We start from the raw sequence: 12953 nt of genomic DNA on the forward strand, positions 1-12953 counted from the left end.
CAAATACCAACACCGCCCCTATTGCACATACATTTGAAACAAAAAAAGGCAAACAACGTTACATTATTTGCCTTTGATTAACAGATTGACTTATAGCTTATAAGCGTTAGCTATATTGAATAAATATCTATACGCTTGTGCGGTTGCCTTATGAGAGCGAGCTCGTTTACGCTGCTCTCTTGCTCGTTTTTTATTTCCTTGGCGCTCTGCTTTTCTCGCACGTTTTTCCAAACGATTACCCACTTTATTGCGATTTCGTATCTTGGATTTGAACGACTTGAGATGTGATTCTACGGTTGTTTGAATCAGCGCTAAGTTTGCGCCTTGTTCAATGTTGACAACTCGTTGCTTAGAATTACCCAGTGCAGCGTCTAACGCGGCAACATAATTACTATAAAGGCTATGCTTAACCTCAAGCATTGCAATTTCAGCGCGTTTTTCACTAATTAACTCAGCATCAGCAATGGGATCTAAACTGCGGATCTCAGCTGCCAAACGCAATAAACGCTCTTGATATAGCGCTACATCTTTGCGCCATAACGCCAGTCGTTGTTTAAGCGCCTTTTGATGATCTTTAATAAGGTGCTTAACACGATCGATAGCGACTTCTTTAGTAGGCGTCGGTGCGAACTCAAGAGTCACTAATACAGGGTCGTGATCTGAACTGCGATACGCATCCGCTTGATAGAACGTTGTTTGTTGCGTGTCAGATTTATCTTCAAGATTGTAATCTAACGCTCGTGGCTCATCGGCATTAATCGCCACAAATACCGAACTAGTTACGGCATCAGCCATTAGCTCACTAGCCATCGCATGGTCTAAATAGCCAGCTTTACCATCAAACATAAATGAATAACCTGAGGCCTCTTCGTTATCCATTAAATTAGCAAAACCTGCATTTTCAAGTGCTGTAATTGGATCTTCTTTCGCATAAGCGTTTAGGTCACCAATAATCAGCTGTGCAGGGACATCAGCAAAACCATCAAGTGAGTTTAACCACGCATTTAACGCATTAGCTTGTTTGACACGACGATCATTAAAACAGCCTTGGCCATCTCCTTGATCTTCATCGAGACCAGATGCACGGCTACAGCTACCTTTAGACTTAAAGTGGTTCACAACAACGGCAAACGGCTTCTCGTCGCCAAAGCTAAATGCTTGTGCTAAAGGTGCACGATCGAAAATGCTATTGTTATTAACCTTAGCATCGCCAACTAAGCTAACACGAGCAGGCTTATATAACATAGCAACGCTGATTTCATCATCGCCAACTAACCCGCCTGCGTTAACGAAATCATAAGTGCCCTCGCCCATATTTGCATTTAACGCAGCAACTAATTGGCTCACCGCGCTATTACTATCAACACCATCATTTTCGATTTCCATCAAACCGATGATATCGGCGTTAAGTAATTCAATAGCAGCAACGACCTTATCAAGCTGACGTTGATACTCTTCGCTATTATCGGCACCGCGGCTAGTCGGGAAACCACCGCCCTCTCCGTCGCCGTTAAACAGGTTGAGAACGTTAAAACTAGCAACAGTAACTTGATTATCGTTTTGCTCAGCCATTACTGGACGTTGATTGACGTGCTCAAAATGCGGCGCTGCTGATGGAATTAAACGGTAGCTACCAAACGAGTAGTCCAAGCTGCCGACTAACGATGTTACTAAATCACCATTACGCAGTGTGTTTTGTGCATCTAAACCACCGGTTGGATAGATGACATCACTAGGATTACGCCCGTTCATTCCATCATCGAGAAGCAACTGATTACGCTCATTTTCATCTGCCAATGCCAAAGCCTGAACAGAATTAGGTGCAAACACATTGGTTGGATTAAACAAACGTTTACTAGATAACGTCACTTCACCATAACGCGCTAAATCAAAGTTACTCGAAACTGTTAACGCATTATCGAAAGTCACTAACATGCCTTCCCATGCTTCAGCAGCTTCGGTTGATTCAAACGGCAGCGCAATAGAGACGGGTGCAACCGTATCACTACCACAATGTAATGGTGCCTCTGAAACACGTAATTGTGTCTTGCCGAAAAATTCAGACACCTCACCTTGCATGCGTAGCACTTGACCCGCTTCAACAGTATGATCACTAAATACAAAGAGTCCTTCTGAGGTTTGCGGGTTATTATCTTGATCATCATTAACTTGCTGAATAAAGAAACCACCCAAACCTGAAGTAACCTGAGTAACCACAGCCTCTACAATGACAGTTTCATTAACCATCGGAGAGCTAGCACCGCTGCCTTGAATAGCACTGATTAGTGTGCGTTCATCGCCACATTGACCAAAACCACTTGGCTCTTCGTCATCAATCTCATGACTGCCTAGATTGCTAAAGGTGTCCTTTGGAAAACCCACCCATTCAGCGCTTGGCTCAAACTCATCATTCGATACAGTATCGCCAGAAATTACTGACGCCTTACGCACTAATGAACGATCTTTCGTTGCAGTATCATCTGTCCCCCAGTTGTTACCAGGGTCGACGCCGACTTGGCCAAAAGTATCAACCACTACGCCATCTACCGACAGGGTATATGCGTCATCACCATTGTGGCCCAAGCTATTAGACGTCATATCCGCCAAGGCTTTCAAACTATCTTCAGCACTATTGTTAACGACAACAAAAGTACTATTGGCAGCAATGGTTCCAGTTAAGCTTATTGCACTAGAAATAGTATCGCTACCGTTAGAAAACAGATTTAAGCTCACGTTACTCGCACTTAAATCGACAGTTTGATCGCCAAGATTATAAATCTCGATGGCCTTGTTACTCGAACTACCTTCAATATATTCAGAAATAAGCAGCTTAGGCGTATCGCCGTTGCCACCGCCTCCACCCCCAGAGCCGTCACACGCATCGCCGAATACTGTCGCAACCCACTGTGGATTATCGATGAACGGGTTTCGATTACCTTGATACTCATAAATTGCATCGTGGCGAGCTTCTTCTGCCGCATCAACCGGATCTTCGTTGTGCCATTCAACTAAGCGACATAACTTACCCAAACTTGGCTCGCCGACACTGGTAATGCGATCGACTAAAGATAAATCTGGCGTGGTATCACTTAAACCTTGATAGCGCGTATCCATATAAAACATCATACGCGCAACATCGCCCTTAATGTCATCGCGTGGCTCAAAAGAATCATTGTCTAAACGATTTTCTGGCGCTTCCGGCAGCGGATTATCACTGTCGTCAAAGTCTAAATTACCGCGTGAAGCGTTGACCGAGATATCCGTTGGACGCAAATGATGGATATCGGTATAAGCTTCATTTGATTGGCTGCTAAAGCCATGGCTTTTCGGCCAAGAGTGTTCGCGATTCCAATTATCAGGGTTACTGCTTTGACTACCACTGCCATTGCGATTTTTAGCCAGCGATGTTCCCTTGTACCACAAAATGACATTATCCGAATTATTAGGATCTTCATCCGTATGAGTCAGTGCTGTCCACACTTCTGAATAGGTTAACACCTTATGATCGGCGCTAATTATTCCGCTAATAATGTTCTTAACTTGCTCACTATTTTGACCAGCATTAATCGCATCGACCGCAGCTTGGTAATAGTTAACGGCGTTAAAGTTAGCGGCATCGGCTACTTTATCTAATGATGGACAGTTAAAACACGCTGGCTCACCACCGCCTCCGCCGCCACCAGAGCCGCCAGTGCTGCGAATTGGATACGGATTAGCGGCCGTAGAGTTTTTAGTTTCACCATTTAATGCACCTGGTCCACTAAATTGCCAGTTAGCCACGTCAAAATCAGGCCCGTCGTGGCCGCCATCATGAAAAGAAGCCCAGCCGTCTTTATATTCCCAAGCTGTACCAGAGCCATCTTCACCGAGCACACCGAATGTATCTACTGTTTCGCCGTTACAAAAAACATGGATACCATCATCGCCATTGATAGATAACCCGCCATAAACATAATCAGGCGAAATATCGAAAAACTCCTCAAAGCCAGCTGATTCCATAGATACTGTAACGTAAGTGCCAATGTCCGCACTCTTCTCGCCGAACTTAAATGACTGAGACACGTCAGTCTTGCCATTAACCGCTAAGCCAATACCGCAGTCACTTAAATTTTCAATAGGCGTATCAACTCGTAGTTCCACAGCTTTAGGCAAGCCGCCGCTTAATGGGCCATCTACAACGCCGACAATGGTTAATTGATTTGCGTGAACTAGCGAGCTATATAGCCCACCTAAGATCACTAAAGATTTTAACTTCATAATTATCCCCGTTTGGTTGTTTACCAAGTTCCATTGGATTGTGCCTTCACCATATTAGATTTTGACTGTGACATTTTTTTGACGAAGGCGTGTGATATTTGTCACACAAAGCGGGGAGGCTCAACCCTTTAAATCTTTAATAACTAGAACTGAGTCATGCATCGCAAATCTACTAATTAGCAACGCCAATTACTGGCGAAATGAGAGATATAGTCTACGCGGAAAGACACTAAAATCGGGCACAAAAAAAGGAGCCGACTGGCTCCTTTCTAGACGTTTAAAAATCGAAATTAGCTAATGATTTCTAATAATTCAACGTCGAATACTAATGCGCTAAATGGAGCGATTGCACCGCCAGCACCTTGCTCACCGTAAGCTAGGTTGTGTGGGATGTGTAGCTTGTATTTTGAGCCAACTGACATTAGTTGTAATGCTTCAGTCCAACCTTTGATAACACCGCCAACTGGGAATTCAGCTGGTTGACCGCGATCGTAAGAGCTGTCAAATACAGTGCCGTCGATTAGCGTGCCGTGGTAGTGAGTACGAACAGTAGAATCAGCTGTTGGTTTCTCGCCGTCACCTTCAGTGATTACTTCAAATTGTAAGCCTGATGGTAAAACAGTTACGCCTTCGCGCTTAGCGTTTTCTTCTAAGTACTTCTCGCCTTCAGCAGCCATAACTTTTGCTTTCTCAGCAGCAGCGGCTTGCATGCGCTCGTTGATTTCTTTAAACGCTTCGTTTAAGTCATCAACGCTTACTTTGCTTGCTTCTTTAGCGAAAGCATCAGCAAGACCTTGCTGAACAGCAGAAATGTCGATACCTTCAAATGGGTTAGCAGCTAGTTGCTCGCCCATGTTGCGGCCAACGCCGTAGCTTGCGCGTTGTTCAATAGTTGTAAATTCAGACATATTTTATCTCTATTTTATAGTTTGCAGTTTGGACGTTTGCCCGCACTGACTGCTTGATTATATAACGCGTTAGCCGCGCTCATATTCTTAGTTAAATCTTTAATACGGCGCTCGTTCGACGGATGGGTCGATAAAAATTCCATCGGCTGATTGCCACCTGACGCCTTAGCCATTGCTTGCCATAAAGTAACACTCGCTTGCGGCTCAAAACCCGCTTTAGCCATTAAATCGAGACCAATTTCATCAGACTCGCTTTCTTGTTTACGACCAAATGGCATAGCAACACCGTATTGCGCGCCTAATCCTAGGCCTTGCATATACAGCTGCTTGTCTTGTGGATTAATCCCCGCCAAATCAAAAGCGCCGCCAGCAATCTGCATTCCCATGTTGGTTAACTGATTACGCGATAATCGCTCATTTGAATGATTTGCTAATACGTGGCCAACTTCATGCCCCATAACAGCAGCAAGTTGATCAGCAGTGGTCGCCACCTTCATCAAACCGGTGTAAACACCAATGTGGCCACCAGGTAAAGCAAATGCATTAATTTGCGGTGAATCAAACACCACCACTTCCCAGCTTTTCACACCGTAAGAAGCATCTACATTGGCGGTAATAGCATCAGCAATACAACCAACGTAGCTATTAACACGAGGATCGGTGACGATTTTTTCTTTCTTTTTCATTTCGTCAAATGACTGTGCCCCAAGCGTACTCATATCAGCATTTGAATACATCAACGCTTGCGTGCGTCCTGTTGGACTCTTTGTCACCTGACAACCAGCTACTACCGTAAAAGCAGCAAGTGCAAGAAGTGTCTTTTTCATCACAAATCCCTCTTTATAATTGGATTAACTATTTAGATCGTTAAAGAATTTCTTAACGCCATCAAAGAAACCATCGGCTTTTGGTTTGTGCTCACGTGAAGAGCCATTTACCGCAGCGTCAAATTCTTTTAATAGTTTACGTTGATGCTCAGTTAGTTTCACTGGTGTTTCAATAACAACTTTACACATTAAATCGCCAGTAGTGTTACTACGTACTGATTTAACACCTTTACCGCGCAGACGATACATACGGCCAGTTTGCGTTTCAGCGCTCACCTTAAGTTTTACTTTGCCATCTAGCGTTGGTACTTCAATTTCGCCACCAAGCGCTGCATCAGCAAATGTTACAGGCACTTCACAGTAAAGGTTGTTGCCATCACGCTCGAAAATCTTGTGGTCACGTACTTGAACCTGTACGTATAAATCACCTTTTGGCGCGCCAGCTTCACCAGCTTCACCCTCGCCACTTAAGCGAATACGATCGCCTGTATCAACACCAGCAGGGATCTTAACTGATAATGTCTTAGTCTTCTCGTAACGACCTTCGCCGTGACACTTACGACAAGGATCTTTAATAATTTTACCGCTACCACGACACGTCGGACAGGCTTGCTGAACCGCGAAGAAACCTTGACGCATTTGCACTTGACCTTGACCATGACAAGTGCCACAAGTCGTTGCAGACGTGCCCTTCTTAGCACCAGAGCCATTACACTCATCACAGCTTTGTAATGAAGGCACTTGAATGTCTTTAGTCACACCTTTAACGGCTTCTTCAAGAGTAAGTTCCATGTTGTAACGCAAATCTGCACCACGTGCAGGACCGCGTTGACGACCACCACGGCCACCGCCGCCAAAGATGTCGCCAAACATATCACCGAAGATGTCGCCAAAGTCTTGTGCGCCACCGCCGCCACCGCGACTTGGATCAACGCCCGCGTGACCGTATTGATCATAAGCAGCACGCTTATTGTCGTCACTTAAAATATCGTAAGCTTCTTGCAGTTCTTTAAACTTTTCAGCAGCACTTTCATCATCTGGATTACGATCCGGATGGAATTTCATTGCGAGACGCTTATAGGCTTTCTTTAACTCTCTGTCTGTTGCTGATTTAGCAACGCCTAATACTTCATAATAATCACGTTTTGACATGGCTGTTTGCTTTCCACTTATTGCTTCATTCAACTAGTCATCACTAGCTGATGATATTTTTATAAAACTATTTCTACTGGCATTTAAGTTGCCGTAAAAATCAGTAGAAATGATTCTGCTCTTCTATGAATAACGGGCGTTAGGTTACCCAAAACGCCCGTCATATCAACTCCCCACTGTTAAATTAGTGAGGAGTATCGACAAGGTGGATACCAATTCCAACAAATATTAGCTTATTTTTCATGGTCTAAATGAACCAGAGCTGCGTTATTAATTTTTCATGTAGCGCTGCTACACATCAAAATAAATGCCTTACTCTAATTCATTTATCCTCACTACAAAATTAACCCCATATTCATTAGATTTGGTATTACTTCTTGTCGTCTTCTTTAACTTCTTCAAACTCAGCGTCAACAACATCGTCTTGTGGCTGTGCTTGTTGCTCTGGCGCTTCGCCACCAGCTGCTTGACCAGCTTGTGCTTTAGCTTGAGCAATTTCCATTAACTTAGCAGATGCTTCCATTAATGCCTGAGTCTTAGCTTCGATTGCTTCTTTATCTTCGCCTTTGATAGCCGTTTCTAAATCAGAAAGCGCTGCTTCGATCTTCTCTTTGTCTTCGCCTGGTAACTCATCGCCAGCTTCTTCAACTTGCTTACGAGTTGCGTGAACCATACCGTCAGCTTGGTTACGAGCTTGAACTAACTCTTCAAACTTCGCATCTTCTGCCGCGTTTGCTTCAGCGTCTGCTACCATTTTCTCGATTTCAGCTTCATCTAAACCAGAAGATGCTTTGATAGTGATCTTCTGCTCTTGACCAGTGTCTTTATCTTTCGCAGATACGTGTAAGATACCGTCAGCATCGATGTCGAAAGTAACTTCGATTTGCGGAGTACCGCGCATTGCTGGGCGGATACCTTCTAGGTTGAATTGACCTAGTGATTTGTTGTCTGCCGCACGCTTACGCTCACCTTGTACTACGTGTACAGTTACAGCAGATTGGTTGTCTTCAGCTGTAGAGAACGTTTGAGATTGCTTAGTAGGAATCGTGCTGTTCTTAGAGATAACTGAAGTCATCACGCCGCCCATAGTCTCGATACCTAGAGATAATGGAGTAACGTCAAGTAGAAGAACGTCAGTTACGTCACCCGCAAGAACACCACCTTGTACCGCAGCACCCATAGCTACTGCTTCATCAGGGTTAACGTCTTTACGTGGCTCTTTACCGAAGAACTCTGTTACTTTCTCTTGAACTAGTGGCATACGCGTTTGACCACCAACTAAGATAACGTCGTTAACGTCAGAGATGCTTAGGTCAGAATCTGCTAGTGCAACTTTTAGTGGCTCTAGAGTGCGTTGTACTAAATCTTCAACTAAAGACTCTAATTTAGCGCGAGTTACTTTAATTGCTAAATGCTTAGGACCTGTTGCATCAGCAGTGATGTACGGCAGGTTAACTTCAGTTTGTTGTGCAGAAGAAAGCTCGATTTTTGCTTTTTCAGCAGCTTCTTTTAAACGTTGAAGTGCTAGTGGATCGTTGTTTAAGTCGATACCTTGCTCTTTCTTGAACTCTTCTACTAAGTAGTTGATTAAACGGCTATCGAAATCTTCACCACCTAAGTGCGTGTCACCGTTAGTCGCTAATACTTCAAATGTGTGCTCGCCATCCATCTCATCGATTTCGATGATAGAGATATCGAAAGTACCACCACCAAGGTCATATACAGCAACAACGTTGTCGCCAGACTTCTTGTCCATACCGTAAGCTAGTGCAGCAGCTGTTGGCTCATTGATGATACGCTTAACTTCTAAACCTGCGATACGACCAGCATCTTTAGTTGCTTGACGTTGTGCATCGTTAAAGTAAGCCGGAACTGTGATTACAGCTTCAGTAACGTCTTCGCCTAAGTAATCTTCAGCAGTCTTCTTCATCTTCTTCAAGATTTCAGCAGAGATTTGTGGCGGAGCCATTTTCTTGTCTTGTGCTTCAACCCATGCATCACCATTGTCAGCTTTAACAATGCTGTAAGGCATGATTTTAACATCGCGTTGTACAACTTCGTCTTCGAAACGACGACCGATTAAACGCTTGATAGCAAAAAGAGTATTGTGTGGATTAGTTACCGCTTGACGCTTAGCTGGTGCACCAACTAATACTTCACCTTCAGTGTAAGCGATAATCGAAGGGGTTGTACGATCGCCTTCTGCGTTCTCAATAATGCGAGTTTTTTCGCCGTCTAATACTGCAACACAAGAGTTAGTTGTACCTAGATCGATACCGATAATTTTGCCCATCGGGGTATTCTCCAAAAAAATGCCAATACAATGACTAAAAATTAAATAAAAACGCTAATATCAACTGCCTAGTTACGGACTAAGTTTCAAGCCGATTTTTACACTGCGTTTGTAACTTAAAACTTAATATGGGGATAGGTTTTTAAATGCCAAGGGGAAAAATTAAAAAAAGTTCACTTTTTTTGTGGTTTTTAGTTTTAGTGCCTTAAAGCGACATAATTAAGACACTAAAAACACGGAAACTAATCAACAGTTAGGTCTATTGACGTAAGTATTTAGCGCAATTGAAATGTTGAGTTTTCATTCCTCCTTAACTTGCACTAGAAGCAGACACCGCCTTAGCAGAATCTCGCTCAGATTTAATCAAATGAAACAACAAATACACACTCACTGCTAATTCCGATAAATAATCTAGCACCCAATGTGTGAGAATAATCTGGAAAATAGAATCCGCTTGCACACCACTGCTGTGAATCATAAACAGCTTTGAAACAAAGAATGCGATAACCAATAAATGAACAGTAATCGCTACTTTAACCGCCCTATTTAATTTGTTTTGCGTGTAACCGTGTTCAATAAACAAAGCGATGAAAAGCACAAATAAGCTCAGTGCACCAAAGCTAAAGAAGCTTAATAAAGTCGCGACTGCACAAACGATTAAAAAGAATTGAGATTTTTGAGGTTGGTTGTTTTCCATAACGAGATGGGTTCCTTGGTGTTGGTAATATATAAAGTGTTATAACGCCCACATAAAGGGCAGTAAAAACTTAAGCGACGATTGGTTAAACTTGGCCGAAGCACCAAACTAATCGCCGCGTAGTTTTAGTGTCCCAGCCCCCCCCTTTTCAGGGGGCAACTTGATGCGTTTGTTATCTGCCACCTTCCTGAGGATCGCTAAACATTTTTCCGGAGGTAGCAATAGTGGCAATACTAAGAAATAAAACAGACCACTTTGGAAATTCTGTTACTAAAATGTATTGGTTACCACCACAATTTAAAAATGTACTGCGGAGGTAATAGACTGGTTCCATTACTATTTGACATGCTCCTATGACAGCATTCCAAACTTCGAAAGGTGTCGTTATTAGAGCATGAAAAAATGCGTGCAGGGGGTTAACTTCCATATATGGTTGAACACCAATAATTATTGGCGCGATCCTGTTTAGGAAGCAGAACAAAACGAACAGTCCCCCCCATGCAATTAGCCTCGATTTAAAGCTCCTCTGTTTGAAATAGTGATCGGAGATAACCAGCCATGCCAAAGCAACATAGGAGTCAATGAAAAAATTGAGTGCATATGGAAATACGTTATCAAATGGGAATGCCTCAAAACCCAAGGCCGAATAAAGAATGACTCCAGCAAAGGAGCCAATAAATAGGGCAAATGTTATCCAGACAGCATGAAATAATTCGACGAAAAGCTTCCTATGGAGGCTTCCACTATCATAATCAGGCTTTCTTAATTTGAAGTAAAAGAAAGCGAAAATACCACCGACAAATCCCCCAATAGTGAAGAGGATGATTCCAAATGGTGAATTACCATTCATTTGTACACTCCATTGTTTATCTGTGAAGCTAACGCCCAAATCAGGTGCGCCGTAGGCGTCATCAGGATTTGCTTGTTAGCTTTTGGTTACCACAAATTGTAATTAAAATAGTGACCGTGCCTGCCTATGCCAACGCCACCAAAATATGCTTCGCCAACATTCAGCAACTTCGGCAATTGTAATAGTTCACCATTCGCTGCATGTTGCTGATATAGGTACAGAACAGCAATATATAAACCGGCAACTGAATTAAGACAGTTTTTCAGATTTGCCTTTTCAAAATGCTCGTGACGATGGTGCTTTACTTTGTTGTGATGCTGCCACCAAAATGGTGGACTGTTATCAGCCCAATCTTTCCAAGGGGCCAATGTTAAGCCTAGCCTTGGAATTGTTACTTCAAAGCCTTTAAATCCATTAAGGCTATTAGAAATTTCTGTAAAATAAGCATTAATGGAAGAAGCGTTAGATTGAGGATTTAAGCTTTTGCAAAGCTGTTTCAAAATCACATCAACTTCAGAGCAAGCACTTAGAAATAACCTCGCAATTTCTATAGAGTAAACTTCATCATTACCTGAGAAATCAACATACTTTGAAATTTTCTCCAACTCTTCTTCAATGGCTAGAAAATAATTCCAATGTATAAGTGTATCTTGTCTCTGAATCCCCATTACTTCCTCTCGCTGAGCATAATGTTTATTGATGAAGCAGCTAACAGTATATTAACTAGCATCCGTGATAATACCGGATGATTAATTTAAAATAAGCTGTCACAGTAGTAATAAATATAATATTTGTCAATTGGTTAGGTTATATTAATACATCACTTTTCGTTCAGGTATTTTGTATAAATACGGGCATTGCGTCATACATTGCAAGTGCGTGTAATGTATGACGCAAGACCAAAAGTTTTTAATATATAAAATCAATTAGATACAAGTAACTCTCTGTTAAAAGCATGCATCCCCATGCACGCTTTCCACGCATAAACTCCAATTTTCCACGCTACGTCATTATAACAGTACATTTAATCAGCTTTATCGTGACTAATAACTAACCAACCTCCCCCACTCCATGACACAATCTCACCTCTTCCATAATCGCATTAGCCAGCGGTGAAGCTGCGTTGTTTTTACTCGATATCAACATCACTGGAATTTCGTACGAATACTTCTTGGGTAAGATCGGTTTCATCAATCCTTTGTCTACCCAATAACTGGCGAAATGTTCGGGGAGATAGCCGATAAAGGCGCCCGATAAAATCAAGTGAGCGATGCCTTCGTCGTGGTAAGCGGTGGCGCTGTTTTGATAGTTAAGACCATCGTTGCGTACTTCTTTATCGCGCATGTAGTTACTAGTGATGACTTCTGAGCTTTCTAGCAATTGATTGATGTCAGCTGTTTTAGCATCAAACAGCGGGTGACCGACGGCGCAGTAGAGATAGTTGGTTTCATTATAAAGTGGCGTGTAGTCCAAGCCACGTAATTGGTGGCGGCTCACCCCAATGCCAACTAAGGAGCGGCCATTGGCGACGGCGGTTTCAACTTCACGCGCTTCACACACGTTAATATCAAACTGCAAGTTATTGCCTCGCGCTTTTAAGCCAGCAATAGCACGTGAGAGTCCGCAGCGCTCGTCATTAACCAAGGTATCGATAATGGAAATACTAGCGCGGCCAGATAATTCGTTTTTGGCGCTGGCGACTGTAGCGGTAAAAGCCTCACACTGCTGCATTAGTTCAAGCGATGCTTGATATGTCACGCGACCAGTGTCGGTGAGTTCAAAGCCACTTCTGCCTCGCTTGCACAGCTTGACGCCAAGGCGCACTTCCAAGTCAGATAAATGGGCGCTAATGGTTGAGCGCCCAATATTGAGGCGCGATTCTGCTGCCGACAAACCGCCAGATTCAACAATGGCAACGAAAACTCTTAATAGGCGTAAATCAACGTCATGTACTTGCATTAATCGTCTC

9 protein-coding genes are annotated in these 12953 nt (G+C 43.0%); all 9 read right to left on the reverse strand.

What is annotated here, in order from left to right; translation table 11 throughout:
- Nucleotides 1-90 precede the first annotated feature (90 nt).
- The 9 genes from MHM98_RS11630 to MHM98_RS11670 all read right to left on the reverse strand — a co-directional run bounded on the left by MHM98_RS11630 (nt 91) and on the right by MHM98_RS11670 (nt 12943).
- A complete protein-coding gene (locus tag MHM98_RS11630) occupies nt 91-4257 on the reverse strand; it encodes an ExeM/NucH family extracellular endonuclease (RefSeq protein WP_239439448.1) in 4167 nt (1388 codons plus the stop codon).
- A 290-nt stretch (nt 4258-4547) separates the two neighbouring features.
- The gene (locus MHM98_RS11635; RefSeq protein ID WP_239439449.1) at nt 4548-5165 is read right to left on the reverse strand and encodes an FKBP-type peptidyl-prolyl cis-trans isomerase; all 618 of its coding nucleotides are present in this window, start codon (nt 5163-5165) and stop codon (nt 4548-4550) included.
- A gap of 14 nt (nt 5166-5179) precedes the next feature.
- Nucleotides 5180-5992: a M48 family metallopeptidase gene (locus tag MHM98_RS11640; RefSeq protein ID WP_239439450.1), complete on the reverse strand. Its 813-nt coding sequence runs from the start codon at nt 5990-5992 to the stop codon at nt 5180-5182.
- 24 nt (nt 5993-6016) lie between these two features.
- On the reverse strand, nt 6017-7144 hold the full coding sequence (dnaJ, locus tag MHM98_RS11645; RefSeq protein ID WP_239439451.1) for a molecular chaperone DnaJ: 1128 nt from the start codon (nt 7142-7144) through the stop codon (nt 6017-6019).
- Nucleotides 7145-7514: 370 nt separating this feature from the next.
- Nucleotides 7515-9437, reverse strand: a complete 1923-nt coding sequence (gene dnaK / locus MHM98_RS11650) for a molecular chaperone DnaK (RefSeq protein WP_239439452.1) — start codon at nt 9435-9437, stop codon at nt 7515-7517.
- Between the two features lie 310 nt (nt 9438-9747).
- Complete coding sequence (locus MHM98_RS11655; protein ID WP_239439454.1) at nt 9748-10134, reverse strand: hypothetical protein; 387 nt, start codon at nt 10132-10134, stop codon at nt 9748-9750.
- Between the two features lie 172 nt (nt 10135-10306).
- Nucleotides 10307-10984: a hypothetical protein gene (locus tag MHM98_RS11660; protein ID WP_239439456.1), complete on the reverse strand. Its 678-nt coding sequence runs from the start codon at nt 10982-10984 to the stop codon at nt 10307-10309.
- Nucleotides 10985-11070: 86 nt separating this feature from the next.
- Nucleotides 11071-11652: a hypothetical protein gene (locus MHM98_RS11665; RefSeq protein ID WP_239439458.1), complete on the reverse strand. Its 582-nt coding sequence runs from the start codon at nt 11650-11652 to the stop codon at nt 11071-11073.
- 382 nt (nt 11653-12034) lie between these two features.
- Nucleotides 12035-12943: a LysR family transcriptional regulator gene (locus tag MHM98_RS11670; protein ID WP_239439459.1), complete on the reverse strand. Its 909-nt coding sequence runs from the start codon at nt 12941-12943 to the stop codon at nt 12035-12037.
- Nucleotides 12944-12953 lie beyond the last annotated feature (10 nt).

Origin of the sequence: Psychrobium sp. MM17-31 (assembly GCF_022347785.1) — a bacterium.
In the GTDB taxonomy this organism is placed as follows: Bacteria; Pseudomonadota; Gammaproteobacteria; order Enterobacterales; family Psychrobiaceae; genus Psychrobium.

Bases quoted from the DNA above. Each gene is read 5' to 3' on its own strand.
- MHM98_RS11670 (WP_239439459.1), bottom strand. From the start codon at position 12,943: ATGCAAGTACATGACGTTGATTTACGCCTATTAAGAGTTTTCGTTGCC.
- dnaJ (WP_239439451.1), bottom strand. From the start codon at position 7,144: ATGTCAAAACGTGATTATTATGAAGTATTAGGCGTTGCTAAATCAGCA.
- MHM98_RS11630 (WP_239439448.1), bottom strand. From the start codon at position 4,257: ATGAAGTTAAAATCTTTAGTGATCTTAGGTGGGCTATATAGCTCGCTA.
- MHM98_RS11640 (WP_239439450.1), bottom strand. From the start codon at position 5,992: ATGAAAAAGACACTTCTTGCACTTGCTGCTTTTACGGTAGTAGCTGGT.
- MHM98_RS11660 (WP_239439456.1), bottom strand. From the start codon at position 10,984: ATGAATGGTAATTCACCATTTGGAATCATCCTCTTCACTATTGGGGGA.
- MHM98_RS11665 (WP_239439458.1), bottom strand. From the start codon at position 11,652: ATGGGGATTCAGAGACAAGATACACTTATACATTGGAATTATTTTCTA.
- dnaK (WP_239439452.1), bottom strand. From the start codon at position 9,437: ATGGGCAAAATTATCGGTATCGATCTAGGTACAACTAACTCTTGTGTT.
- MHM98_RS11655 (WP_239439454.1), bottom strand. From the start codon at position 10,134: ATGGAAAACAACCAACCTCAAAAATCTCAATTCTTTTTAATCGTTTGT.
- MHM98_RS11635 (WP_239439449.1), bottom strand. From the start codon at position 5,165: ATGTCTGAATTTACAACTATTGAACAACGCGCAAGCTACGGCGTTGGC.